Origin of the sequence: Candidatus Planktophila lacus (assembly GCF_002288325.1) — a bacterium.
Lineage (GTDB): Bacteria > Actinomycetota > Actinomycetes > Nanopelagicales > Nanopelagicaceae > Planktophila > Planktophila lacus.
Map to the genome: position 1 here is coordinate 616290 of NZ_CP016780.1, position 24447 is coordinate 640736.

Below are 24447 nucleotides of genomic sequence, written 5' to 3' on the forward strand. Positions count from 1 at the left end.
ACAATAGTGTTGTGAAAATCAAGGAACGTCCGAGCGCCATCGTGGGAGATGATCCGCGTACCCGCGATGCCGTCGCCCGCTCAATCCTTGAAAATGGACCATCTACCGCTGTTGCCTTGGGCGAGCGCTTAGGTCTTACGCCAGCTGGAATTCGCCGCCACTTAGACCTGCTTGTCGCAGATGGAATTCTCGAAGCGCGCGATCCACGAGTTGCACCATCGCGCGGGCGTGGTCGACCATCCAAAGTTTTCGTGATGACCGATAACGGGCGCGAGAAGTTCGAACATTCTTACGACGATCTAGCGGTAGCCGCTCTTAAATTTATGTCTGCACAATCTGGAGAACATCTCGTTAGCGCATTTGCGCAATCACGCGCCGATGACATGGTTCGCAAAGCCAGTTCTTCTATTTCAAAGAGCGATGACAAAGTCGCATCACTTGCTGAGTTCCTAACCGAACAAGGTTATGCCGCAAGCGTCGGTCCACGTGGGACAGGTGAAGAACTTTGTCAGCACCATTGCCCGATTGCACACGTCGCCGCAGAGTTTCCCCAGCTATGTGAAGCCGAGACAGAGGCGCTTTCAAATCTGCTCGGAACTCACGTACAACGTTTAGCCACGATCGCCCACGGCGATGGTGTTTGCACTACATATATACCTCAACTTGGTAAGCAAGTTATAAAGCAAGTTCCAAAGCAAGTTCCAAAGATAAACACTCAAGCAAAAGCCGGAAAGGCGCAAAAATGACAACAGCACATCCAGAGCTCGAAGGTCTTGGAAACTACGAATACGGTTGGTCAGATGGCAACGATGCTGGCGCAAACTCAAAACGTGGCATTAACGAAGATGTCGTTCGCGATATCTCTTCCAAGAAAGACGAACCACAATGGATGCTAGATCTACGCCTTAAGGGCTTGTCACTGTTTGAGAAGAAGCCGATGCCATCATGGGGATCAGACCTTTCTGGAATCTTCTTCGACACCATCAAATACTTCGTTCGCTCAACCGAGAAGCAGGCTGCAACTTGGGATGATCTTCCTGAAGAAATCAAAAACACTTACGATCGTTTAGGTATCCCAGAAGCAGAAAAGCAACGCTTGGTCTCTGGCGTTGCAGCGCAGTACGAATCAGAAGTTGTTTATCACTCAATCCGTGAAGATCTAGAAGCACAAGGCGTGATCTTCCTTGATACCGATAGCGGGCTAAAGCAGCACCCAGAACTCTTCAAAGAGTATTTCGGTTCAGTAATTCCAGTTGGCGACAATAAGTTTGCAGCACTGAACACTTCTGTATGGTCTGGTGGTTCATTCATCTACGTACCAAAGGGCGTACACGTCGAAATTCCATTGCAGGCATATTTCCGAATCAACACCGAAAACATGGGTCAGTTCGAGCGCACCTTGATCATTGCCGATGAAGATTCATATATCCACTATGTAGAAGGCTGCACAGCGCCAATCTACAAATCAGATTCACTTCACTCAGCAGTCGTAGAAATCATCGTAAAGAAGGGTGCACGCGTTCGTTACACCACGATTCAAAACTGGTCTAACAACGTTTACAACCTCGTAACCAAGCGGGCTACCTGCGCTGAAGGTGCAACGATGGAATGGGTCGATGGAAATATCGGCTCTAAGGTAACCATGAAGTACCCAGCAGTTATGTTGATGGGTCCTCATGCCAAGGGTGAAACACTCTCCCTTGCATTTGCGGGCGCCGGACAACATCAAGATTCTGGTGCAAAGATGGTGCACGCAGCTCCTTACACATCTTCATCCGTAATCTCTAAATCTGTTGCACGTGGCGGCGGTCGTACTTCCTACCGTGGTCTCGTACAGGTTCAAGAAGGCGCACATCACTCAAAGAGCACCGTAAAGTGCGATGCGCTCTTGGTTGACACAATTTCACGTTCTGACACATACCCATATGTCGATATCCGCGAAGACGATGTTTCAATGGGACACGAAGCAACAGTTTCTAAGATCAGTGATGATCAACTCTTCTACCTAATGTCACGTGGACTTACTGAAGATGAGGCTATGGCGATGATCGTTCGTGGCTTTATCGAACCAATTGCACGCGAACTTCCAATGGAGTATGCACTTGAGTTAAACCGACTAATTGAACTTCAGATGGAAGGTGCTGTCGGTTAATGACAACGCTCACCACTAACTACTTAACGCCTACTGGGCGAGAAGAGGCCTGGCGCTTTACTCCGTTAAAGCGTTTAGGTGGTCTTCATGATGGCACTGCAGTAATTGCAGATCGCCGATCGCTTTCGCTTAAGGGCGTGGCCGCAGAAGGCGTCAGCTTCGAAAGAATCTCACGCGAGTTAGCCGCTCCGTTAACTGAAAGCGATGACGCAATTGTTGGCCGTATCCGCGAAAACGCAGCAGATGTCGCCGTTCTAACCATCAAGGCAAACACAGAAGTTGCAGCGCCGATCTTCTTAAATCGCAGCTCTGGCGCTACAGATTCCGCTGAACTCTCTCGAGTTCAGATCCGAATCGAAAACCATGCCAAAGCAACTGTGATCATCGAGAACTCTGGTGATACGCACCTTGCAGAAGATATGGAAATCTCAGTCGCACCGGGCGCGAACTTAACGTTGGTGACTTTGCAAGAGTGGGATGGAAAGACAATTCACGCCGGCCGCCACCATGCAATCGTCGATCGCGATGCAACTTTTAAGTCAATCGTTGTAACCGTAGGTGGATCACTTGTTCGCTTACTTCCAACAGTTGATTTCATTGCACCTGGCGCATCCTGTGAGCTATTAGGCGTTTACTTTGCAACTTCCGGACAGTTCTTCGAACACCGTATGTTTGTCGATCACAAAGTCCCAAATGCCAAATCACGCGTTAACTACAAGGGCGCACTTGCAGGAGATGGAGCCCATACCGTCTGGATTGGTGATGTCTTTATCCGAGCTGCAGCCGAAGGCACAGATACTTACGAGCTAAACCGCAATCTCTTGCTCTCCGATGGAGCGCGCGCAGATTCAGTTCCTAACTTGGAGATTGAAACTGGGGAGATCGTAGGCGCAGGACATGCCAGTACAACTGGTCGCTTCGACGACGAACAACTCTTCTACTTGATGTCACGTGGCATTAATGCAGCAGATGCTCGTCGCTTAGTGGTTCGCGGTTTCTTCAATGAAATCGTCTCTGAGATTGGCGTGGAAGAGATTCAAGATCGTCTTATGGATCGTATCGATGGCGAACTTGCAAAGGCTGGTTCGTAGATGAGCGATCTAAAACTTAGCGAGTTAACTTCGGGTAAGCCGGTCAAGATCGAAAAAGATGGTCGCGCTATCTGCGTTGCTCGTGTTGGCGATGAAGTCTTCGCCGTAGATGACACTTGCTCGCACTCAGATGCTTCTCTATCAGAAGGTGACATTACAGATTTCAAGATCGAATGCTGGCTTCACGGCGCAGAGTTTGATCTTCGTACAGGCGAAGCGTTAACTCCGCCAGCAGTTGCAGCACTAAAGACTTATTCAGTAAGCGTTGACGGAGACTCCGTCACGGTAGATGCGTAGCGAGGATAATTGATGAGCACTCTAGAAATTCGTGGACTTAAAGTCTCTGTAGATACCGAGAACGGTGCTGTAGAAATTCTCAAAGGCGTAGACCTGACTATCAAATCCGGCGAAACCCACGCAATCATGGGCCCTAATGGCTCTGGAAAATCAACTCTTGCCTACTCAATTGCCGGACATCCCAAGTACACAATTACTAGCGGAACTGTCACGCTAGATGGCGTAGATGTTCTTGAGATGACTGTTGATGAGCGCGCCAAGGCTGGTCTGTTCCTTGCTATGCAATATCCAGTTGAGGTTCCGGGCGTATCTGTTTCTAACTTCCTACGCACCGCAGCAACTGCTCTTCGCGGTGAAGCGCCTAAGTTACGTACTTGGGTAGGCGAAGTTAAAAGCGCGATGGAAGCTTTGAGCATGGATCCATCATTTGCACAACGCAATGTCAACGAAGGTTTCTCTGGTGGTGAGAAGAAGCGCCACGAAATCATGCAGCTTGAACTACTCAAGCCAAAGATGGCGATTCTCGATGAGACTGATTCAGGCCTAGATGTTGATGCCCTTCGCATAGTCTCTGAAGGTGTAAATCGTGCAAAGACAAATAACAATCTTGGGGTTGTTCTGATCACTCACTACACCCGAATCCTGCGCTACATCAAGCCAGATTTCGTACACGTCTTCGCCAACGGCAAGATCGTTGAACAAGGTGGGCCAGAACTTGCAGATAAGCTCGAAGCCAATGGATATGCGGAGTACGTAACTGCGTAGTTTCGCAATTACTTATATACATGTCATTTGATGCAGTCGTAATCCGTGCGGATTTTCCGATCTTTGATCGCAAGATCCGCGATGGAAAGCGCCTGGTCTATCTAGATAGCGGTGCGACAAGCCAGAAGCCGAACATCGTTATCGATGCGGAAAGCGATTTCTATCGTTTACATAACGCTGCAGCTCATCGTGGCGCTCATCAATTGGCAGAGGAAGCGACTGACGGAATTGAATCTGCGCGTAAAGTTGTCGCTGATTTCTTGGGCGGCAAAGAAGATGAGATTGTCTTCACTAAAAGTTCTACAGAGGCGCTTAATCTATTGGCCTATGCGATCGGTTCTGCGCCAACCGGGAATAAGTTTCACCTAAAGGCTGGCGATGAGATAGTGGTTTCCGAGATGGAACATCACGCCAATTTGATTCCTTGGCAACAACTAGCAGCGCGCACAGGTGCGATTCTTAAATGGTTTGAGGTAACTCCTGAGGGGCGCTTAGATCTCTCAAATATCGATTCTATTATTACGACGAAGACCAAGATCGTTGCGCTAACTCACCAATCAAATGTTCTCGGAACTATTGTTCCATTGGATGATCTGGTAAAGCGCACCCACGATGTAGGCGCCGTTTGCATCCTTGATGCTTGTCAATCAGTGCCGCATATGCCAGTTAACGTGGCAGATCTAGATATCGATTTCTTAGCCTTCTCTGGCCATAAAGCAGTTGGACCAACTGGAGTTGGAGTTCTCTGGGGAAGAGCGAATTTACTCGAAGAACTTCCGCCATTCCTATTTGGCGGATCGATGATCGAGTCAGTGACTATGACTGAAGCAACTTGGGCACCAGCACCTCGTAAATTTGAACCAGGCGTTCCAAATATGGCGCAGATTGTTGGCTTTGGGGTCGCACTCAAGTACTTAACAAAGATCGGAATGGGTGCGATCCATAAACATGAAATCGAACTCACTAAATATGCGCTAGATGCAATGTCCGGTATTGATTCACTTCGTATTCTCGGCCCTCTAAATACGGATATGCGTGGGGGAGCGGTTTCCTTCACACTCGGTGAAATTCATCCGCATGACTTAGGACAATTTTTAGATGATGCGGGAATCGCAGTTCGCACGGGACATCACTGCGCCTGGCCACTAACTCGCAAGATGGGCGTTGCCGCTACAACCCGTGCAAGTTTCTATCTCTACAACACCACCGAAGATATCGATCAACTTTGTGAATCGATCCTTGCTGCGCAGAAATACTTCGGCTAATGCAACTCGATAACCTTTATCAGGAAGTGATCCTTGATCACTATAAGAACCCGCAGAACAAGAAGCTATCAGCGACTTACGACGCACAGGTTCACCACGTAAACCCTTCTTGTGGCGATGAAATTGATTTAAATGTAACGATCAAGAACGGCGAAGTATCCGCAATCACTTGGGATGGCGTTGGTTGTTCGATCTCTCAAGCCAGCGTCTCGGTTCTCACAGACCTGTTAATCGGTAAGAGCATTTCAGATGCTTACCGAATATTTGATGAGTTTGTCGCCCTAATGCAGAGTAAAGGTGCGGTGACTGGAGATGAAGATCTCCTGGAAGATGCAGTCGCCTTTGCTGGCGTTTCTAAATATCCCGCACGAATCAAATGTGCCCTGTTGGGCTGGATGGCATTTAAAGATGCCAGCGTTCAAGCCCAATCCAAGGGCTAGTAAGATCTAACCAGAGCAATCTACAAAACGGAGAAAATAATGGCTGCAACAGTTGATGATGTAACAGAGGCGATGAAGGATGTCGTCGATCCCGAGCTCGGAATCAATGTTGTTGATCTTGGCCTTATCTACGATGTAATGGTCGACGATAACAATATCGCCGTACTAAATATGACTCTGACATCTGCGGCTTGTCCATTGCAGGATGTAATCGAAGATCAAACTCGTCAAGCACTCGCACCTCATACTTCGGATGTAAAGATCAACTGGGTATGGATGCCACCTTGGGGTCCAGATAAGATTTCAGATGATGGGCGCGAACAACTACGTGCGCTTGGTTTTACCGTCTAACCTAAATTAGCGTTAGCGATCTAGCAATTTATTTGATCGGAAGCTCTTTATGTCAATGCATGCTGGCTGGATGGCGCTTCGCACGTTAAGTTCTGATCAATCTGTAAAAAACGCCAAGTTAAAGCCCGGCACGTTAAAGCGAATATTTGCCTATGCGATCCCATATAAATCGGTCTTTGCGCTCTTTCTAATCTGTTTAATTGCCGACGCAGTTCTAACCGTGGCCACCCCGCTTCTGCTTCGCGAACTTATCGATAACGGAGTAATTCCTAAAGATCGCTCAGTCGTCACAACTATGGCGGTAGCGGTTGCGCTCCTTGCTATCGCTAGCGCTCTGGTAAATATCGTTGTACGTTGGATTTCAGCAAAGATTGGCGAAGGTCTTATCTATGATCTTCGCTCTCAAGTCTTTCGCCATGTTCAAGAGCAGTCGATCGCATTCTTTACGCGCACTCAGACTGGTGCGTTAATTTCCCGAATTAACTCCGATGTTATTGGAGCCCAACGCGCATTTACATCCACATTCTCCGGAATCATCAGCAATGTTCTGACCCTGGTCTTGGTAGTTGGAACTATGTTGGCGCTTAGTTGGCAGATCACCGTAGCCTCGCTTCTCCTGCTGCCAATTTTCTTAGCTCCAACAAAGTGGATCGGTTCACGCCTGCAGGGTTACACCCGAGATTCATTTGAAGTAAATGCCCAAATGTCATCGACGATGACCGAACGTTTCAACGTATCTGGGGCGCTCTTGGTAAAGCTTTATGGTGATCTAAATCAGGAATCAAAAGAGTTTAAGACCAAAGCACGTAAAGTCGCCGATATCGGTATCTCAATGGCGATGCTCAACACCTTCTTCTTCATTGCGTTGATAAGTATCGCTGCTCTTGCCACTGCAATTGCTTATGGCATCGGCGGACATCTAGCGATTGATGGTTCGATAACTGTTGGAAGTTTGATTGCAATAACCACTTTGCTTGCCCGTCTTTACGGTCCACTGGTTGCTCTGGCCACAGTGCGCGTGGATGTTATGGGCGCACTTGTCTCTTTTGAGCGAGTCTTTGAAGTCCTTGATCTAGAACCTATGGTCAAAGAGATATCAGCACCGAAGAAGTTGGAAAGTAAGACGCCTGCAATTACTTTTAATGAAGTGCGCTTTACCTATCCGAAAGCGCAAGAGATCTCTCTTGCCTCCCTTGAAGCCGCTTTTCTACCTGAGGTAAAGGACTCTGAAGAGATTCTCAAAGGAATCTCATTTGAAGTAAAACCTGGAACGGTAACAGCGCTCGTTGGTCCGTCGGGTGCAGGAAAGACAACTATCAGCGCGCTACTTCCGAGACTTTACGATGTTACAGGTGGCTGTATTTCGATTGATGGTGAAGATATCCGTAACTTCACCCTTAATTCACTTCGCGGATCTATTGGTGTTGTTATGCAAGATTCACATCTTTTCCACGCAACAATTACCGAAAATCTAAGATATGCAAAGAGCGATGCCACACTCGATGAGATGAAGGTCGCTTGTGAAGCAGCGCAGATTTGGGATCTAGTCTCAACACTTCCAAACGGTTTGGAGACAATGGTTGGAGAACGCGGCCACCGTTTATCTGGCGGCGAAAAGCAACGTTTGGCAATTGCGCGGTTACTGTTGAAATCTCCAAGCATCGTAATTCTCGATGAAGCAACCGCTCACCTTGATTCTGAAAATGAAGAGTTAGTTCAAAAGGCGCTAGCGCAAGCGTTATATGGACGCACCAGTATTGTGATTGCGCATCGCTTGAGCACCGTCATGGGCGCAGATCAGATAATCGTTCTTGAAAATGGATCCATCGTCGAACGCGGAAAACATGAGGAGCTAGTGCTAACTGGTGGGCTCTATTCCGAGCTCTTTGCTCGTCAAGATTTGACCACGCCTAATTAAGATTCTGCCGTAGATAATTAGCCCGGCGAAGAAGATCCATTGCAGCGAGTAAGCAATATGTGGCCCATCGCTTAACTCAGGCACTTGCGCAGGCACAGCTGGAGTCAGTGATGGTTGGGAACCGCTCAGTAAATCTAAGTAGAAACCTTCGGATGTCGAATCTGATTGAGCATTTAACTTTGAGATCATTCCCGCGCCACTTGCAGGAAGTGCGAAGAAAGCGCCTTGTGGAAGTGATCTATCCAAACGAAACCGCGCAGTTAGAGAAACTGCACCGGTCGGGGCAGTAGAGACAACTGGTGCGGTAGCTGCATCCTTGCCAGCTTTTACCCATCCACGATCAACCCAGAAAGATCGGCCATCGCTTGCGGTAAATCTAGTTAGTACCTCATAGCCATAGACGCCTTCAAAGTATCGATTCTTAAGCAGAATTTGATTGGTTGAATCGAAGGAACCTTCTACTGTAACTGTGCGCCATTCGTACTTCACAAAATTATCTTTTATATCATTCAATTCGACTGGATTAAGAGTTAACTGCGCCTCAATACCTTGGTTACGATCTTGGCGATCTATACCGCGCTGAAACTGCCACTGACTAGCCCAAAGACATCCCAAGATTAGTAATAGCGCGAGAAGATGCTTTAGAAAAGTATTAGATTCCTTCTCTGAAGAGCGCTCACTAGACATGTATTGAGTCTAGCCAATCGATAATTCTAGAAAGATTATTTACTCTAGGGATTTCGCTTTATCTGAAACCAAGCCAGAGCCCGGCGCAAAAGACTCACGACCAGCATTTGCGATGACTACTGCAAAATATGGAAGCGTTACTGCGCCTAGGAGTGCAAACCAGCGATAAGGACTAGGCAGAATCACCGTCAGAATGAAGCAAAAGGTACGGATCATCATTGAATAGAAGTAGCGACGTTGACGCCCTGCTTGATCACGAGTCAGTGATGCAGGAGCGGCGGTGATGTCATAAACCGCAGGAGCCTTACTTGCTGACTTGCGTCTGATCGCCATGACCTAAGAGTAAGGCGCCTAACCGTGGCGCGCCCGCCGAAAACGGCAAGTTACGCGTAAGTAGCAGGGTAAGTTTTGTCATATGTCCGAGGAATCAAAAGCAATCGCTCTGGTCACCGGCGGAAATCGCGGTATTGGATTAGCGATCGCGCAATCACTTAAAGCAGATGGCCATCATGTAGTTGTTACCTATCGCAGCGGTAGCGCACCTACTGGATTTAGCGCAGTGCAGATGGATGTGACTTCCTCTGAAAGCGTTGATGCCGCCTTCGCTGAAATTGAATCGCAATGGGGTTTGCCTGAAATCATCGTGGCTAATGCCGGCATCACCAAAGATGGTCTAGTCATGCGAATGTCAGATGAAGATTTTGAGAGCGTTATCAACGCCAATTTAACTGGCGCCTTTCGCGTTGCAAGACGAGCGACCAAGGGTCTGCTTAAGTTAAAACGCGGACGACTTATATTTATTGGATCTGTTGTCGGGGGAGTCGGAGCTGCTGGCCAGGTTAACTACTCGGCAAGTAAATCGGGTCTACTCGGAATGGCTCGTTCTTTTGCTCGCGAACTTGGTTCCCGCGGTATTACCGCAAATGTGATCGCTCCAGGATTTGTCGAAACTGATATGACGGCAGCCCTCGATGAAAAACGCAGATCCGAAATCGCTGCTTCTGTGCCGCTCGGTCGTTTCTGCTCTGCAGATGAGATCGCAAAAGTAGTTAGCTTTGTGGCATCACCTGCAAGTGGTTACATCACGGGTGCTTTGATTCCAGTAGATGGCGGATTAGGAATGGGACATTAAATGGGAATTCTTCAAGGTAAAAATATTCTTGTAACTGGCGTATTAACAGATGGCTCGATCGCTTTCCATATTGCCAAGATTGCGCAGGAACAAGGCGCCAACGTACTGCTCTCTTCTTACGGTCGCGTAATGAGTTTGACTACTCGTATTTCAGGTCGCTTGCCACAACCAGCTCCAGTCATCGAACTCGATGTTACAAATCAAGAACATCTCGATGCTCTTTCCGGTCGAGTTAAAGAACATCTCCCACACCTTGATGGCGTTGTTCACTCAATTGGTTTTGCCCCCGAAGCAGCGCTCGGTGGAAATTTCCTAAACACTGCTTGGGAAGATGTAGCAACCGCAGTTCATGTTTCTGCATATTCGCTTAAATCTTTAACGATGGCTGCGCGCCCACTGTTTAACGGTGGGGGATCTGTTGTAGGCCTTGATTTCGATGCCACTGTTGCTTGGCCAAAGTACGACTGGATGGGCGTTGCAAAGGCAGCGCTTGAATCGACATCTCGTTACCTGGCCCGCGACTTAGGCGCAGAAAATATTCGTGTTAACTTGGTTGCAGCAGGTCCAATTCGCACCATGGCGGCAAAATCAATTCCGGGCTTTGATGAATTTGAAAAGGTCTGGAATGAACGCTCCCCACTGGAATGGGATGTAACCGATCCAGTGCCTGCCGCCCAGGCTGTTGTGGCCCTGTTATCTGACTGGTTCCCGAAGACAACGGGCGAAATCGTGCATGTAGACGGCGGTTTGCACGCGATGGGCGCTTAAAGGTAAAGTACGGCTCAGACCAGTGGCTTTGGCTACTGCAAGAGGAGCTCACCGCTCCCACCTTCTCGGCCCTAGAACTAGTACTAAATGTAACTAGAGGAGCTGGCTGGTTTGTCGAAAGTAAGCCGCCTTCCAGGCGCGTTTTTCTTTCCTTAGCGGTGCGCGATTTCTGCGGTAAACCCCGGCTACTAAAGTCAAAATCGACAGAACGAAGTTCAAAAGAGAACAGCGTTCAAAAGTAGTAACCAACTAAGGAGCACAAATCACAACTGAACCGCGCATCAATGACCGTATCCGCACACCTCAAATTCGTCTCATCGGCCACACCGGTGATCAAGTTGGAGTTGTAGATATTGAAGTAGCGCTACAGATGGCAGATGAAATTGGTTTAGATCTCGTAGAGATCGCGCCAGAGGCAAATCCACCTGTATGCAAAATCATGGACTTCGGCAAGTACAAGTACGAAATTGCCCAGAAGGCCCGTGAAGCTCGTCAGAACCAGACCCACATTGTGGTGAAGGAAGTGCGATTGACACCAAAGATTGAAAATCACGATTACGAAACTAAACGTAACGCAATCGTGAAATTCTTAAAGGGTGGCGACAAGGTAAAGATCACGATGAAGTTCCGCGGACGCGAACAAACTCGCCCCGAGCTTGGTTTCAAATTGCTACAACGTCTTGCAGAAGATGTTGCAGAAGTTGCTTTTGTTGAGTTCGCCCCTAAGCAAGAGGGTCGAAATATGACGATGGTGCTGGGGCCGACAAAGAAGAAGACTGAAGCGGTTGCAGAGCAGAAGGCAGCGCGCGCAGCCAAGGAAAAGGCAGCGCTCGAGGCGGCAGAAGAGAAGTAAAGAGTTTTTCTAGTTTCAAAAGTTTTTCAAGTTTTATAAGACGACGAAGTACAGGAGAAGATAAATGCCAAAGATGAAGACCCACAGTGGCGCGAAGAAGACTTTTCGCGTAACCGGTTCAGGAAAGATCATGCACGAGCGTGCAGGCAAGCGCCACCTTTTGGAGCGTAAGTCATCTCGCGTAACTCGTCGTTTGAGTACCGAACAAGCAGCAAAGCCAACCGTCGCAATGACAGCCAAGCGCATGCTTGGCCTTAAGTAAGGAGTGTGAATTAAATGAGAGTAAAACGTGGAGTTCACGCTGCTAAGAAGCGTCGCACAACCCTTGAACGCGCTAGCGGATACCGCGGTCAGCGTTCCCGTCTTTTCACAAAGGCGAAAGAGCAAGTCACTCACTCAATGGTTTACGCGTTTAACGACCGTAAAGATAAGAAGGGTGATTTCCGTCAGCTATGGATTCAGCGCATTAACGCTGCAGCCCGCGAAAACGGAATGACTTACAACCGTTTCATCCAAGGCCTAAAGGCTGCTGGCGTTGAAGTTGATCGTCGCGTTCTATCCGACATCGCAACAAACGATCCAGCAACATTTAAGACACTTGTTGATCTAGCTCGCAAGAACCTAGTCAGCGCCTAACTGTTTAAATGATTGAGAGCCTTCACTCGCCGCATATCGCGCGGGTGAAGGCTCTTATTTCATCCCGCGGCAATAAAGAGCGCGGAGAGCATGGAGAATTTATCGCCGAAGGCCTGCAATGCGCCCGCGAAGCGTTAGCAGCAGCGTCTGGTCCAAAGATTAAAACTCTCTTTTTAACTGAGAGTGGCCAATCGCGCATCGATACCGCCGGTTTGGATACATCAAGCGTCGAAACAATTTTGGTTAGCGAGCCGGTAATGGCTGCAATGTCCTCAACGATTACACCGCAAGGAATCCTTAGCGTCTGTGAAATCGGGCGTAATGAATTTTCTGATCTAAAGTTGAGCGGTAGTTCAAGATTTATTTATCTACATGAAATTCAAGATCCAGGAAATGCTGGAACAATTCTGCGCAGTGCCGACGCTATGGGTATTGATGCGGTGATCACATCCCCCGGAAGCGTCGATATGTATTCGCCAAAGGTAGTTCGCGCAACTGCGGGATCGCTCTGGCATATTCCGCTTTATTCGGGAATCACTCTTTCAACACTCTCCGAGAAATTCCCAACCATTACCAAGTTGGCGCTATCCGCGCAGGGAAAGACTTCGCTTTTAGAACTTGAAAAAGTTGGAGATTGTGTAGCGATATTCGGAAATGAAGCGCGCGGCATTGATACCTTGATTAGCGGCGATGTTATTGCAGTAAATATTCCAATGAAAGGCAACGCCGAGAGCCTAAATCTTTCCGCGGCAGCCTCAATTGTTATGTTCCATCTCGCCGCTCTTTAATCGCATCGAAGTTCAAATATCCCGCATCTTGGAAAGGTCACAGGATAAGATTTCGCTATGAGCCCCGCAGAAATCGAAAAATGGGTTAGCGATGCCGCCAAGGCTTTCGCCGCTGCGGGCGACCTCGATTCTTTAAAGAGCGCACGCCTTGCCCATCTTGGCGATAAGGCTCCGATCTCACTCGCTAGTCGCGGTTTAGGTTCACTCGCCCCAGAAGAAAAAGCTAGTGCGGGCAAATTAATCGGTGAGGCAAAGGCAGCGATCGCGGCTTCACTTGAAAAAGCAACCGAAAAGTTAGAGGCAGAGCGTGATTCGAAAGTTCTTCTCGAAGAGGTTGTAGATATAACTCTTCCGGTAAATCGCGCACATCGCGGAGGACTTCACCCAATTACGATCATTAAAAACGAGATCAGCGATTTCTTTATCGAACAGGGTTATTCCGTTGAAGAAGGGCCCGAACTTGAATCTGGATGGTTAAACTTTGATGCTTTAAATATTCCAGCAGATCATCCTGCGCGCACCATGCAAGATACTTTCTACATTGAACCAGTTGACTCTGGAATGGTCCTTCGCACCCAGACCTCACCAGTGCAGATTCGTTCCATGCTTGAACATCAACCTCCGATCTACATGATCTGCCCTGGTCGCACTTTCCGCGCCGACGAACTAGATGCCACACACAGTCCGGTATTCCACCAAGTCGAAGGTTTGGTAGTTGATAAGGGCATCACCATGGCTCACCTAAAGGGAACGCTCGATAATTTTGCCCAAGCGATGTTTGGACCCGATGTTACAACTCGCTTACGTCCATCCTTCTTCCCATTTACTGAGCCAAGTGCAGAAGTAGATATCTTCTTCAACGGTCGCTGGATCGAATGGGGCGGTTGCGGCATGGTAAATCCAAAAGTTCTCGCGACTTGTGGCATCGATACAGATGTATACAGCGGTTTTGCATTCGGCATGGGGCTTGAACGCACACTTATGGTTCGTCACAACGTCACCGATATGCACGACATAGTCGAAGGCGATCTTCGCTTTACGCGTCAGTTCGGAGTAGGACTCTAATATGCGCGCACCTCTATCTTGGATCCGTGAATTTGTAGATATTCCGGCAAAGATTTCTGCCGAAGAAATCTCTAATGGCCTGATCCGCGTTGGCTTTGAAGTCGAAGAGATCATTGAAGCGGGCGCTGATTTAACGGGTCCACTGACCTTTGCCAAAGTTTTAACTATTGAAGAGATAACCGAGTTTAAGAAGCCAATTCGTTATGTTGGAATCGATTGCGGAGAGAAGGAAACTCGCTATGTAATCTGCGGCGCCACTAACTTCGCGGTTGGCGACATAGTCGTTGCCGCTCTCCCTGGCGCAGTCTTGCCGGGAGATTTCAAAATCGGAGCGCGCGAGACTTACGGAAAAACTTCTAATGGCATGATCTGTTCTTCACGCGAGCTCGGTTTAGGTGATGATCACTCAGGAATCATGGTCTTTGCCGAAGGCGGAGTTGAGATCGGCGCAGATGCAATCGCAGTTCTCGAAATTAACGACACAATTTTTGATGTTGCCGTTAATCCGGATCGTGGTTACGCGCTAAGTATTCGCGGTATAGCTCGCGAGGTAGCTGGCTCACTTGGACTTAACTTTAAGGATCCAGTTGAGCCACTTCGTGCTTTGAAGTTTGAAGAGACTGGCAAAGGCGTTGCTGCAAAGATTGAAGATCCTGCAACAGCATCGGTCTTCTACCTCCGCACGCTTTCAAATTTCGATCCATCTGCAACCACTCCGATTTGGATGCGACGTCGCATCGAGAAGATGGGAATGCGTTCAATCTCGCTAGTTGTGGATGTAACTAACTATGTAATGCTTGAACTCGGTCAGCCGCTACATGCATTTGATAAGGCGAAGATCTCTGGTGGCCTAACCATCAAGCGCGCTGGTAAGGCACAACCATTTACAACTCTTGATGGTCAAGTTCGTCACCTCGATCCTGAAGATTTGATGGTCTGTGACGATAAGCAACCGTTGGCACTTGCAGGCACGATGGGCGGACAGTCTTCTGAGATATCCGAGAACACAACTGAAATTGCACTTGAAGCAGTTCGCTTCGATCCGGTGTTAATTGCTAAGAACTCTCGTCGCCATAAACTTTCCTCTGAAGCATCGCGTCGACTTGAGCGCAGCGTGGATCCATCGCTTGCTGAGTTCGCGTCAGCGCGCTTTGTTCAGCTCTTAACTGCGCATAGTTCTGCCAAACATGTCGCAACGGTTGTTGCTGGCGAACCAAAGTATGCGCCTGTTGTGAAACTCGATCCGACCTATATTTCAAAGATTCTGGGGCTTGAAATTGCACCTGCTGAAATCGCGCGCGTTCTGCGAGTAATTGGCTGCGATGTAGATGAAAAGTCATTCGCCGTTGATCCTCCATCTTGGCGCGCAGACTTGTTAACACCTTCAGATTTGGCTGAAGAAGTAGCCCGCATGATTGGTTACGACAAGATTCCATCAATCCTTCCACCACGTCCAAATCACGCCAGCCTTACGCCAACGCAGAAACGGCGCCGAGCTATCTCTGCAATGCTCGCTGCACGCGGTTTGGCAGAAGTTCAAACATTCCCATTTACCAATCAAGAGACCATCGATCAGATGGGATTCGTTGGAGAACGCGCTTCCACGTATCGCATCGCAAATCCAATGTCTGAAGAGTTCCCGCTCATGCGTGTTCACTTAGTACCAGGCCTTGTCGAAGTAGCGGCGCGAAACATCAGCCGAGGTGCAAAAGATTTTGCGATCTTTGAAATGGGTTCGATCTTCCGCAGCGCGCAGAGGCTGGTTCCAGCTGTTTCTCCGGTTATCGGAAGCCGTCCTGATGCCAAAACAATTGAGGCGATTTATGCCAGCGTTCCTCCACAAGCTTTTCACGTTGCTGGACTGCTTGTAGGAAAAGTTGAAAACGAAGACTGGCAAGGCAAAGCCCGTGCATATAACTGGCAGGATGCAATCGCTTATGCCCAAGATATCTTGCAACTTTGCAACCTTGAATGGACGATTAAACGTTCCGATTTTGCGCCGTGGCATCCTGGCCGCTGCGCCGAATTAATCGTTGATGGCAAGGCAGTTGCACATGCCGGTGAGATTCACCCACGTATTATTGCCAAGTACGGTTTGCCAGAACGAAGCGTTGCCTTTGCAGTTGGACTAAGTGCTTTGCCAGATTCTCAAATCGTTCGACCAACCAGAGTTGGCACTATGCCCGCGGCCGTTCAAGATGTCGCACTAATCGTCGATCAATCTGTCACAGCACTCGAAGTAGAAAGCGCTCTGCGCAGCGGTGCAGGGGATTTACTCGAGTCCATTGCACTCTTTGATCGCTACGACAAGATTGGTGACGGCAAAATCTCGCTGGCCTTCACGCTAACTTTCCGCGCACCTGATCGCACTCTTACAGGGGCTGAGGTTTCAGAAATGCGCGAAGCGGCGGTAGTTGCCGCCGAAAAGGCCACTGGCGCCGTTCTTCGTACAGCATAATCCGGGTTTTGATCTTGCATAAATATGCGCTAAATTGCATATTTATGCTATTCTCATTCTATGAAAATCGGAGTTATTGGAGCTAGCGGCTACGCCGGGGGAGAACTCCTGCGCTTGCTGGCTGGGCACCCTGAGTTTGAGGTTTCCTGCGTTACGGCTCATAGCAACGCTGGCGAAGAAATCACTTCGGTCCATCCGCAGTTAACTTCTTACGCCGGTCAAAGTTTTTCATCCTTCAAGGCGAGCGATTTTGAACGCTGCGAGCTTATTTTCCTAGCGCTCCCACATGGCGAAAGCGCAGCAGTTATCGCATCACTTAGTCCAAAGGCGAAGATTGTTGATCTTGGAGCTGACTATCGTTTAGAAGACGGTGCTAAGTGGGAAAAGTATTACGGTGGAACTCACGCTGGTACATGGACCTATGGCGCTCCAGAGCTTCCAGGAGCGCGTGCAAATATCGCAAAATCTTCTAAGGTCGCTAATCCTGGTTGTTACGCCACAGCGATTGCTTTAGGTACCGCACCTGCAGCAAAGATTGCAGATCTGAGCGATGTCGTAGTTGTTGCAGCATCCGGAACAACAGGTGCAGGGCGTAGCGCAAAGATTAATTTAATTGCTAGCGAAGTTATGGGAAGCCTCACTTCCTATAAATTTGGGGGAGTTCACCAGCACACTCCGGAAATCGAAGAAGCGCTCACACGTGCAACGGGGACTGCAGCAAAGATCTCGTTTACGCCGATTCTCGCGCCAATGCCACGTGGAATTCTCGCAACGATCACCATGAAACTTAACTCTGCAATCACGAATGAGGCAGCCCATAAGATTTATAACGATGCTTATAACGGCGAAGAATTCGTGAAGGTTTTGCCGCTTGGGCAAATGCCACAAACTTCTTCAGTTTTAGGAAGCAACTATGTTGCGATACAAGTTGCAGTCGATGAGCACACCAATCGTTTGGTTGTAAGCGTGGCAATCGATAACTTGGTTAAGGGTGCGGCTGGACAAGCGATACAGAACGCCAACATCATCTGCGGACTTCCTGAAAACCTTGGACTTACTGGCATGGGTCTTGGGGTATGAAACTGCCTAGCGGCTTTACCGCTGCTTCTTGCGCGGCAGGACTTAAGAGTTCGGGTGCTTTGGATTTGACGTTGATTTTAAATAACGGCCCAAAATTTGATGCGGCGGCGGTTTACACATCAAATCAAGTTGTGGCAGCTCCAGTTATTTGGAGCAAGCAAGTCACCAAAGAGAAGATAGTTCGCGCGGCAATTCTTAACTCAGGTGGTGCTAACGCGTGCACAGGGCCACAAGGCTTTGCTGACACACATAGAACAGCAGAACACGTTGGCGAAGTACTCGGTATTTCATCTGGCGAAGTAGTTGTCTGCTCGACTGGCTTGATTGGCGAGCTACTGGCGATGGAGAAGATTATTTCTGGCATAGATCAGATTTCCATAGCGCTCTCAACCGATTCGTTGCAAGATGTAGCTAGTGCAATTATGACAACCGATAGCGTTTCCAAGATTGCCAACTTTAAGAACGACCACTTCGAAATATCCGGAGTCGCCAAGGGAGCCGGAATGCTGGCGCCCGCTCTGGCGACCATGCTTTCGGTTGTGATGACAGATGCTCTTTTGCCAGATAACGCGCAAGAGATATTCCAGAGAGTCTGCGATCGCACCTACAATCGAATCGATTCTGATGGTTGCACATCAACTAACGACACTGTGTTGCTGATGGGTTCTGGCGCAAGTGGATTTGCGCCAAGCGAGCCTGAACTAGAGAGCGCGCTAATGGAGATCTGTGGTTCTTTGTCTCAACAACTAATCGCAGATGCCGAAGGGTCTACCAAGACCGTGGCGATCGAGATCAAGAACGCGGCTTCTGAAAGTGATGCTGTAGAAGTTGCTCGAGCCTGTGCCCGAAATAATTTGTTGAAATGTGCGATCTTCGGTGGAGATCCAAACTGGGGTCGAGTCCTGGCCGCTGTCGGAACTGCCCGAGCTCACTTAAATCCGCTGGATATAGATGTCACTCTTAACGGGGTGCAAGTCGCAAGATCTAGCGCACCGTTCGAGGATCGCAACAAAGTTTCATTCGAAAATCGTTTAGTTACGATTGAAGTGGATCTCAAGGTTGGTTCAAGTAACGCAACTGTTTTCACCAATGATCTTTCACATGACTATGTTCATGAGAACTCGGCCTACGCAACATGATCGTCGTTAAATTCGGTGGCCATGCCATGAAGGATGAGAATGGTGGTTTCGCAAAGGCAATAGCGTCAGCGCAAGAGAGCGGTGTGAAGCTAGTTGTGGTCCACGGTGGTGGCCCACAGATCGATGCGGCGCTCAAGGAAGAAGAGATAGCTTCGGAATTTATTGGCGGCTTCCGCGTGACCACCCCTGAAATCTTCGAAGTTGTAGAAAGAGTTTTGGTAAACGAAGTTGGTCCAGAAGTTGTCAATTCACTTCGCCGAGCCGGAGTTAACGCAGTCGCGCTCTCTGGCCGCACCAGTGAATGCTTGATCGCCGAACCGCTTCGCAAATTAGTTGACGGCTCACCAGTTGATTTGGGTTTGGTTGGAGTAATCACTGCAGTGAATCCACAGGCGATCAACAGCGCTCTAAAGGGCGGGCAAGTTCCAGTGATCTCACCGATCGCCACCGATGAAAACTTCAAAGGGGGACTTAACGTCAATGCCGATCTCGCAGCCGCTGCGATCGCAGGCGCGCTCAGTGCTGAAAGTTTGATCATCATGACCGATGTTGCCGGCATCTATCGCGCATGGCCTGATACTTCGTCTCTGATTTCAGCTATCTCTTATGCTGAACTAGATGCAATTAAATCAACATTTGCCGAAGGCATGGCACCAAAAGTTAAGGCATGCCTTGATGCGATAGATGGCGGAGCAAGTGCAGTAAGGATTATCGATGGAACGGATCCATCGGCCTTCGCTATGGCGTTAGGTAACTCTGGCGGAACGTTGGTGACTAAATGAGCCCAGTTAAGAAATCCACAGTGACTACTTGGAACGATGTAATGCAGTTGAATTACGGCGTTCCAGAAATCAATTTAGTCTCAGGAAAAGGCCTAGTAGTAACTGATTCAGAGAAGAAGAAGTATCTGGATTTCCTCGGTGGCATCGCCACAAATATTCTCGGTCACGCCCATCCTGCAATAGTTAAAGCGGTTTCAACACAAGTTGCAAAGCTTGGCCATGTAAGCAATTTCTATAGCCATCCATCAGGCCTAGCGCTTGCCAAGAAGTTGCAGGAGATGACCGGAGACAACACAGCAAGAGTCTTCTTCTGTAATTCAGGAGCAGAGGCTAATGAAGCTGCACTCAAACTTTCGCGGAAAACTGGAAAGACGCGAATTGTTGCAACAACTGGGGCATTCCACGGTCGCACCATGGGTGCGCTTTCATTAACTGGCCAAGAGAGCAAGCGCGCACCGTTTCGACCTTTGCTCAAAGATATTAAGCACGTGCCATTCGGTGATATTCCAGCGATGTACAAAGCGGTCTCCAAGAAAACGGCGATGGTCATTGTTGAGCCAATTCTCGGTGAGGCAGGGGTTGTAACTCCACCAGACGGATATTTAAAGCAGTTGCGGTCACTTTGTGATCAGCACGGCGTACTTCTAGTTTTCGATTGCGTACAGACCGGCATGGGGCGAACTGGTAATTGGTTTGGATATGAGCACGAGAACGTTCGCCCTGATGTAATCACTCTCGCAAAAGGTATTGGTGGCGGTCTTCCGCTCGGTGCGATGATCACTCTCGGCAGCAAGACTCCACAATTTGCTCCAGGTGAACATGGAACAACTTTCGGTGGAAATCCAATTGCAGCAGCGGCCGGGCTAGCTGCTATCTCTGTAATCGAGAAGAACCGATTAATGGCGCAAGCCAAGAGTTTTGAGAAACGCTTGAAAATAAAGATCTCAGCGATACGTGGCGTGCGCGAAGTTCGCGGTAGAGGTTTACTTATTGGAATCGCTCTAGATGGGGAGTATGCAAAAGAGTTAGCCGCTCAGTTAGCAAAAAACGGGTTCTTGGTAAATGCTCCAAATCTAGAAACTATACGAATTGCTCCGGCGTTAATTGTCACCAAGGCTCAGATCGATAAATTTATTGTGGCTTTCGCAAAGGCGATGAAAGAGGTAACTAATGGCTAAGGTGTTGAATTCAAGCTCGGTTTCTGCGCGCCGCGCGAAGGCGATTGCATTAATCAAGGCAGGTGTTGTTCATTCGCAATCTGATTTGGTTAAGTTACTGAAGAAGGCCGGGTTCGATGTCACGCAGGCAACTGCAAGTCGCGATCTAGAAGAGCTAGGCGCCGTTCGTTCGCGTAGCGAGTCTGGCGAATTGATCTATCAACTTGGAACAACCGCTGATGGCTCGATCGCGCGATCTATGCCACTTCCTTCGGACCTGATTCTCTCGGTCGAATCATCTGGCAACCTTGCCGTAGTTCGCACACCACCTGGTGGAGCCCAATTTTTAGCAAGTTCACTGGATAACTCAGGCCTTGAAAACATCATCGGCACTATCGCCGGTGACGACACGGTTTTAGTTGTATCGAAGAAGGCCACCGGTGGAGCCGATCTTGCGAAAGAATTGCTCAGCTTCGGCGCAGGCGCAAAACGCGGATCTGCAAAACGAAAGGCGAAGAAATAATGGCTCTCTGGGGTGGACGCTTCTCTGACGCACCAGCTGATGCGGTCTTTGCGCTTTCACGTAGCGTTGACTTCGATTGGCGGCTAGCGCCTTACGATCTGCGTTCATCGCTAGCGCATCTGCGAGTGCTTAAATCTTCAGGGCTTCTGAAAGAGGATGTTGCGAGCCAGATTGAAAGCGCTATTCGTGAATTAATCGATGAAGTTGCTATCGGTAAATTCGTTGCCATCGAAGACGATGAAGATGTTCATAGCGCGCTAGAACGTGGCTTAACCGAGAAGATCGGTGATGTCGGGGGAGCGCTGCGCGCAGGTAGATCACGCAATGATCAAGTAGCGACAGATCTAAAACTTTTCGCAATCGATCATATGATGGAAATTTCTCAGATGATCTTGGAACTTCAAAAGTCGCTTGCAGCAAAGGCCGCAGAGTATGGCGATGCGCCTGCGCCTGGGTTTACTCACATGCAGCACGCGCAACCAATTCTCTTTGGTCATGAGTTAGCAAAACATATCCACGCTTTTGCTCGCGACCTCGATCGAATTCAAGATTGGTTAAAGCGCACATCGGTAAGCCCACTTGGTTCGGGAGCTTTCGCTGGATCAGGGCTTGGCTTAAAGCCAGAAGTAACGGCGAAGGATCTAGGTTTTGCTTCATCTTCTGCTAATAGCATCGATGGCGTATCCGATCGCGATTTTGTTGCAGAAGCGCTCTTTATTATTTCAATGGTTGGAGTTCATTTATCTCGTATCGGAGAAGAGTGGTGCATCTGGGCAACATCTGAATTTGGATGGGCGAAGGTCGCCGATGCTTACTCAACTGGTTCATCGATCATGCCGCAGAAGAAGAATCCCGATATGGCAGAACTGGCACGAGGTAAATCCGGTCGCTTAATTGGAAACTTAACCGGAGTCCTGGCGATGCTTAAGGGACTTCCATTTGCTTACAACCGCGATCTTCAAGAAGATAAAGAACCACTATTTGATTCGATCGATACTTTGATCCTCGTTCTTCCTGCAGTTACCGGCATGGTTGCGACAACAACATTTGATCGAGCAAAGATGTTGGCTGCTGCACCACAAGGTTTCTCGCTTGCAACTGAGATTGCTGATTTCTTAGTACGCGCAAATGTTCCATTCGCATCAGCCCATGAAGCAGCGGGCAAATGCGTTGCACTTTGTGAGGCGAAGAAAGTTGAACTCCACGAGTTAAGCGATCAGGATTTTGTGGGGGTCCATCCGCAACTAACTCCTGAGATCCGCAAGGTTCTTACCGTCGAAGGCGCGATCGCATCGCGCACAACTGTCGGCGCAACGGGCGGCACTGCTTTGGCGGCGCAATTAGCATCAGCGAATTCCGACATAAAGGCTGCAGAAAAGAAATTATCCGACCAAATGAGTTCATTCTCAGCGATGATGGGGGAGTGAACCCGAAAATGGCAACTCAATCAAAGGCGCTAATCGACGATCTAAAGTGGCGCGGTCTCTTCTCGCAATCAACTGATGAAGCAGCCCTTATCCAAGCGCTATCAAAGCCGACCACTCTCTACATCGGTTTCGATCCCACCGCACCAAGTTTGCACGTCGGAAACCTCGTTGTTCTGCTGGCCCTGCGCCGCTTTCAACTAGCGGGCCATATTCCAATCGCCCTTGTCGGGGGAGCGACCGGTTTAATCGGTGATCCCAGCGGAAAGAACGAAGAACGCAGTCTCAACACAACTGATGTGGTTGCAGCTTGGGTAGAACGTATTCGAGTACAGGTCTCAAAGTACTTAGATTTCAACGCCAAAGATAACGCCGCAATTGTCGCCAATAACCTTGATTGGACATCACCACTTTCTGCTATCGAATTCCTGCGCGATGTAGGTAAGCACTTCAGCGTCAACCAAATGCTTGCTAAGGATTCAGTTTCATCACGCCTTGAGGCAGGTGGTATTTCATACACTGAATTTTCCTATCAAGTACTTCAATCATTTGATTTCCTTGAACTTTTCCGCCGCCACAACTGCACGCTCCAATTAGGTGGCTCTGATCAATGGGGAAATATCACTGCAGGTCTAGATCTAATTCGCCGCGTTGAATCTGGTAGCGCACATGCTTTAACAATCCCGCTGCTTGCTAAGGCTGATGGTTCTAAGTTTGGAAAAACTGCAGGGGGTGCAATCTGGCTAGATCCAGAGATGACTTCTCCTTATGCGTTCTTCCAATACTGGTTGAACACTGACGATAAAGATGTCATCAACTTCTTAAAGGTTTTCTCTTTCAAATCTCGCGAAGAGATAGAAGCGCTTGAAAAATCACACTCTGAAAACCCTGGCGCACGTGAGGCGCATCGCGCACTTGCTCGCGAACTAACTTCACTTGTTCATAGCGCCGAAATTTGCGATCGCGTAGAAGCAGCAGCGCGTGCGCTCTTCGGACAAGGTGAACTTTCAGAGCTAGATGAGGCAACTTTGACGGCTGCACTTGCAGAACTTCCGCGCACAACAGTTAAGAGCAGCGAACCGATTCCAACATGGGTAGATCTCCTTGTGGCAACTGGTGTCGTCGATTCAAAATCAGCGGCCCGCCGCATCGTCAAAGAGGGCGGGGCATATTTGAATAACGCCAAGATCTCTGGCGAAGACTTTGCCCCCTCAAAAAGCGACTTTTTATGCGGTAAATATGCAGTTTTACGTAAAGGAAAGCGCGATCTTGCAGCGGTAGAGCTGCTCTAAAAGCCACGCGGGCTACCGTTTTTACACGTTTTTACGCATAAATATGCAGATTTTTGCTATTTAGAGGCTATGACCAATCCCACTGGTAATCGGGCTAGGCCGATTTGACCCTCACGCTGCGCACGCCTATAGTTACGCTCCTTGCTGTGTGAACGGACGATTAGGCCGTACAGCATCTTCCTTATTTAGCGCCATTTAGGCCGGTTTGACCGTGCCTGCGTGGATGGACTAGATTTGGCAGTCTGCCCTGAAAATCGGCCAAAAGCCGAAAAGCAGTGCGCATCCGTACCTTGAGAACTCAACAGCGTGCCATAAGTCAATGCCAGAGAATGGTATTACTAGTCATTTAATTTTGACTGGGCCATTCTCTAAATAAATACTTCA

The 24447-nt window shown here is 48.7% G+C and carries 26 protein-coding genes; 24 read left to right on the plus strand and 2 right to left on the minus strand.

All coding sequences use genetic code 11. The features are described from left to right. Positions 1 to 11 precede the first annotated feature (11 nt). From A1sIIB106_RS03080 to A1sIIB106_RS03120, 9 genes are read left to right on the plus strand one after another with little or no spacing between them, the layout of a single operon-like run. Positions 12 to 746 (plus strand): helix-turn-helix transcriptional regulator, encoded by a 735-nt coding sequence (locus A1sIIB106_RS03080; RefSeq protein ID WP_223299428.1) that lies wholly within the window; start codon positions 12 to 14, stop codon positions 744 to 746. After that, positions 743 to 2152 carry a Fe-S cluster assembly protein SufB gene (gene sufB / locus A1sIIB106_RS03085; protein ID WP_095671050.1) on the plus strand — a complete coding sequence of 470 codons (1410 nt, stop codon included), beginning with the start codon at positions 743 to 745 and terminating at the stop codon, positions 2150 to 2152. Before A1sIIB106_RS03080 ends, sufB begins: the two co-directional genes overlap by 4 nt. After that, positions 2152 to 3243 (plus strand): Fe-S cluster assembly protein SufD, encoded by a 1092-nt coding sequence (gene sufD / locus A1sIIB106_RS03090; RefSeq protein WP_095671051.1) that lies wholly within the window; start codon positions 2152 to 2154, stop codon positions 3241 to 3243. Before sufB ends, sufD begins: the two co-directional genes overlap by 1 nt. Then, a complete protein-coding gene (locus A1sIIB106_RS03095; RefSeq protein ID WP_095671052.1) occupies positions 3244 to 3540 on the plus strand; it encodes a non-heme iron oxygenase ferredoxin subunit in 297 nt (98 codons plus the stop codon). 12 nt (positions 3541 to 3552) lie between these two features. After that, on the plus strand, positions 3553 to 4305 hold the full coding sequence (gene sufC, locus A1sIIB106_RS03100) for a Fe-S cluster assembly ATPase SufC (protein ID WP_095671053.1): 753 nt from the start codon (positions 3553 to 3555) through the stop codon (positions 4303 to 4305). 20 nt (positions 4306 to 4325) lie between these two features. Further along, positions 4326 to 5570: a cysteine desulfurase gene (locus A1sIIB106_RS03105; protein WP_095671054.1), complete on the plus strand. Its 1245-nt coding sequence runs from the start codon at positions 4326 to 4328 to the stop codon at positions 5568 to 5570. Beyond that, complete coding sequence (gene sufU / locus A1sIIB106_RS03110) at positions 5570 to 6010, plus strand: Fe-S cluster assembly sulfur transfer protein SufU (RefSeq protein WP_095671055.1); 441 nt, start codon at positions 5570 to 5572, stop codon at positions 6008 to 6010. The genes A1sIIB106_RS03105 and sufU overlap by 1 nt, the downstream gene beginning before the upstream one ends. A 39-nt stretch (positions 6011 to 6049) precedes the next feature. Further along, entirely contained in the window at positions 6050 to 6361 is a 312-nt protein-coding gene (locus A1sIIB106_RS03115) for a metal-sulfur cluster assembly factor (RefSeq protein ID WP_095671056.1), read from the plus strand. Between the two features lie 49 nt (positions 6362 to 6410). Continuing rightward, a complete protein-coding gene (locus tag A1sIIB106_RS03120) occupies positions 6411 to 8279 on the plus strand; it encodes an ABC transporter ATP-binding protein (protein WP_095671057.1) in 1869 nt (622 codons plus the stop codon). Here A1sIIB106_RS03120 and A1sIIB106_RS03125 read toward each other — a convergent pair. Both A1sIIB106_RS03125 and A1sIIB106_RS03130 read right to left on the minus strand, forming a co-directional pair. Further along, positions 8220 to 8966: an SURF1 family protein gene (locus A1sIIB106_RS03125; RefSeq protein ID WP_095671058.1), complete on the minus strand. Its 747-nt coding sequence runs from the start codon at positions 8964 to 8966 to the stop codon at positions 8220 to 8222. The two genes, A1sIIB106_RS03120 and A1sIIB106_RS03125, sit on opposite strands and share 60 nt — an antisense overlap. Positions 8967 to 9005: 39 nt before the next feature. Further along, a complete protein-coding gene (locus tag A1sIIB106_RS03130; protein WP_095671059.1) occupies positions 9006 to 9299 on the minus strand; it encodes a DUF3099 domain-containing protein in 294 nt (97 codons plus the stop codon). An 82-nt stretch (positions 9300 to 9381) separates the two neighbouring features. On the opposite strand from A1sIIB106_RS03130, the gene fabG reads away from it, so the two are divergent. The 15 genes from fabG (at position 9382) to tyrS (ending at position 24063) form a co-directional block, all read left to right on the plus strand. Then, a complete protein-coding gene (gene fabG, locus A1sIIB106_RS03135; protein ID WP_095671060.1) occupies positions 9382 to 10098 on the plus strand; it encodes a 3-oxoacyl-ACP reductase FabG in 717 nt (238 codons plus the stop codon). Next, positions 10099 to 10866 (plus strand): enoyl-ACP reductase FabI, encoded by a 768-nt coding sequence (fabI, locus tag A1sIIB106_RS03140; RefSeq protein WP_095671061.1) that lies wholly within the window; start codon positions 10099 to 10101, stop codon positions 10864 to 10866. Between the two features lie 262 nt (positions 10867 to 11128). Then, on the plus strand, positions 11129 to 11719 hold the full coding sequence (gene infC, locus A1sIIB106_RS03145) for a translation initiation factor IF-3 (protein WP_095671062.1): 591 nt from the start codon (positions 11129 to 11131) through the stop codon (positions 11717 to 11719). Positions 11720 to 11783: 64 nt separating this feature from the next. Then, entirely contained in the window at positions 11784 to 11981 is a 198-nt protein-coding gene (gene rpmI, locus A1sIIB106_RS03150) for a 50S ribosomal protein L35 (RefSeq protein ID WP_095671063.1), read from the plus strand. 14 nt (positions 11982 to 11995) lie between these two features. Continuing rightward, a complete protein-coding gene (gene rplT / locus A1sIIB106_RS03155; protein WP_095671064.1) occupies positions 11996 to 12355 on the plus strand; it encodes a 50S ribosomal protein L20 in 360 nt (119 codons plus the stop codon). A gap of 8 nt (positions 12356 to 12363) precedes the next feature. Beyond that, a complete protein-coding gene (locus A1sIIB106_RS03160) occupies positions 12364 to 13143 on the plus strand; it encodes a TrmH family RNA methyltransferase (protein ID WP_095671065.1) in 780 nt (259 codons plus the stop codon). A 57-nt stretch (positions 13144 to 13200) separates the two neighbouring features. Next, entirely contained in the window at positions 13201 to 14208 is a 1008-nt protein-coding gene (gene pheS / locus A1sIIB106_RS03165) for a phenylalanine--tRNA ligase subunit alpha (protein WP_095671066.1), read from the plus strand. 1 nt (position 14209) lies between these two features. Continuing rightward, positions 14210 to 16666: a phenylalanine--tRNA ligase subunit beta gene (gene pheT, locus A1sIIB106_RS03170; protein ID WP_095677311.1), complete on the plus strand. Its 2457-nt coding sequence runs from the start codon at positions 14210 to 14212 to the stop codon at positions 16664 to 16666. Between the two features lie 60 nt (positions 16667 to 16726). Next, positions 16727 to 17746 carry an N-acetyl-gamma-glutamyl-phosphate reductase gene (argC, locus tag A1sIIB106_RS03175; RefSeq protein WP_095671068.1) on the plus strand — a complete coding sequence of 340 codons (1020 nt, stop codon included), beginning with the start codon at positions 16727 to 16729 and terminating at the stop codon, positions 17744 to 17746. Further along, on the plus strand, positions 17743 to 18885 hold the full coding sequence (argJ, locus tag A1sIIB106_RS03180) for a bifunctional glutamate N-acetyltransferase/amino-acid acetyltransferase ArgJ (RefSeq protein WP_095677312.1): 1143 nt from the start codon (positions 17743 to 17745) through the stop codon (positions 18883 to 18885). Before argC ends, argJ begins: the two co-directional genes overlap by 4 nt. Beyond that, positions 18882 to 19667: an acetylglutamate kinase gene (gene argB, locus A1sIIB106_RS03185; RefSeq protein ID WP_095671070.1), complete on the plus strand. Its 786-nt coding sequence runs from the start codon at positions 18882 to 18884 to the stop codon at positions 19665 to 19667. The genes argJ and argB overlap by 4 nt, the downstream gene beginning before the upstream one ends. Beyond that, positions 19664 to 20845 carry an acetylornithine transaminase gene (locus tag A1sIIB106_RS03190; RefSeq protein ID WP_095671071.1) on the plus strand — a complete coding sequence of 394 codons (1182 nt, stop codon included), beginning with the start codon at positions 19664 to 19666 and terminating at the stop codon, positions 20843 to 20845. The genes argB and A1sIIB106_RS03190 overlap by 4 nt, the downstream gene beginning before the upstream one ends. After that, complete coding sequence (argR, locus tag A1sIIB106_RS03195) at positions 20838 to 21347, plus strand: arginine repressor (protein WP_095671072.1); 510 nt, start codon at positions 20838 to 20840, stop codon at positions 21345 to 21347. The genes A1sIIB106_RS03190 and argR overlap by 8 nt, the downstream gene beginning before the upstream one ends. Then, entirely contained in the window at positions 21347 to 22774 is a 1428-nt protein-coding gene (gene argH, locus A1sIIB106_RS03200; protein ID WP_095671073.1) for an argininosuccinate lyase, read from the plus strand. Before argR ends, argH begins: the two co-directional genes overlap by 1 nt. 8 nt (positions 22775 to 22782) lie before the next feature. Next, a complete protein-coding gene (tyrS, locus tag A1sIIB106_RS03205) occupies positions 22783 to 24063 on the plus strand; it encodes a tyrosine--tRNA ligase (protein WP_095671074.1) in 1281 nt (426 codons plus the stop codon). Positions 24064 to 24447 lie beyond the last annotated feature (384 nt).

What these genes read in the sequence shown, in the direction of transcription:
- argH (WP_095671073.1), top strand. Translation starts at nt 21,347, where the DNA reads ATGGCTCTCTGGGGTGGACGCTTCTCTGACGCACCAGCTGATGCGGTC.
- A1sIIB106_RS03130 (WP_095671059.1), bottom strand. Translation starts at nt 9,299, where the DNA reads ATGGCGATCAGACGCAAGTCAGCAAGTAAGGCTCCTGCGGTTTATGAC.
- A1sIIB106_RS03105 (WP_095671054.1), top strand. Translation starts at nt 4,326, where the DNA reads ATGTCATTTGATGCAGTCGTAATCCGTGCGGATTTTCCGATCTTTGAT.
- pheT (WP_095677311.1), top strand. Translation starts at nt 14,210, where the DNA reads ATGCGCGCACCTCTATCTTGGATCCGTGAATTTGTAGATATTCCGGCA.
- argB (WP_095671070.1), top strand. Translation starts at nt 18,882, where the DNA reads ATGATCGTCGTTAAATTCGGTGGCCATGCCATGAAGGATGAGAATGGT.
- A1sIIB106_RS03095 (WP_095671052.1), top strand. Translation starts at nt 3,244, where the DNA reads ATGAGCGATCTAAAACTTAGCGAGTTAACTTCGGGTAAGCCGGTCAAG.
- sufC (WP_095671053.1), top strand. Translation starts at nt 3,553, where the DNA reads ATGAGCACTCTAGAAATTCGTGGACTTAAAGTCTCTGTAGATACCGAG.
- rpmI (WP_095671063.1), top strand. Translation starts at nt 11,784, where the DNA reads ATGCCAAAGATGAAGACCCACAGTGGCGCGAAGAAGACTTTTCGCGTA.
- A1sIIB106_RS03160 (WP_095671065.1), top strand. Translation starts at nt 12,364, where the DNA reads ATGATTGAGAGCCTTCACTCGCCGCATATCGCGCGGGTGAAGGCTCTT.
- sufB (WP_095671050.1), top strand. Translation starts at nt 743, where the DNA reads ATGACAACAGCACATCCAGAGCTCGAAGGTCTTGGAAACTACGAATAC.
- fabI (WP_095671061.1), top strand. Translation starts at nt 10,099, where the DNA reads ATGGGAATTCTTCAAGGTAAAAATATTCTTGTAACTGGCGTATTAACA.
- fabG (WP_095671060.1), top strand. Translation starts at nt 9,382, where the DNA reads ATGTCCGAGGAATCAAAAGCAATCGCTCTGGTCACCGGCGGAAATCGC.
- A1sIIB106_RS03120 (WP_095671057.1), top strand. Translation starts at nt 6,411, where the DNA reads ATGTCAATGCATGCTGGCTGGATGGCGCTTCGCACGTTAAGTTCTGAT.
- sufU (WP_095671055.1), top strand. Translation starts at nt 5,570, where the DNA reads ATGCAACTCGATAACCTTTATCAGGAAGTGATCCTTGATCACTATAAG.
- argJ (WP_095677312.1), top strand. Translation starts at nt 17,743, where the DNA reads ATGAAACTGCCTAGCGGCTTTACCGCTGCTTCTTGCGCGGCAGGACTT.
- rplT (WP_095671064.1), top strand. Translation starts at nt 11,996, where the DNA reads ATGAGAGTAAAACGTGGAGTTCACGCTGCTAAGAAGCGTCGCACAACC.
- tyrS (WP_095671074.1), top strand. Translation starts at nt 22,783, where the DNA reads ATGGCAACTCAATCAAAGGCGCTAATCGACGATCTAAAGTGGCGCGGT.
- A1sIIB106_RS03115 (WP_095671056.1), top strand. Translation starts at nt 6,050, where the DNA reads ATGGCTGCAACAGTTGATGATGTAACAGAGGCGATGAAGGATGTCGTC.
- A1sIIB106_RS03190 (WP_095671071.1), top strand. Translation starts at nt 19,664, where the DNA reads ATGAGCCCAGTTAAGAAATCCACAGTGACTACTTGGAACGATGTAATG.
- A1sIIB106_RS03125 (WP_095671058.1), bottom strand. Translation starts at nt 8,966, where the DNA reads ATGTCTAGTGAGCGCTCTTCAGAGAAGGAATCTAATACTTTTCTAAAG.
- argC (WP_095671068.1), top strand. Translation starts at nt 16,727, where the DNA reads ATGAAAATCGGAGTTATTGGAGCTAGCGGCTACGCCGGGGGAGAACTC.
- pheS (WP_095671066.1), top strand. Translation starts at nt 13,201, where the DNA reads ATGAGCCCCGCAGAAATCGAAAAATGGGTTAGCGATGCCGCCAAGGCT.
- sufD (WP_095671051.1), top strand. Translation starts at nt 2,152, where the DNA reads ATGACAACGCTCACCACTAACTACTTAACGCCTACTGGGCGAGAAGAG.
- argR (WP_095671072.1), top strand. Translation starts at nt 20,838, where the DNA reads ATGGCTAAGGTGTTGAATTCAAGCTCGGTTTCTGCGCGCCGCGCGAAG.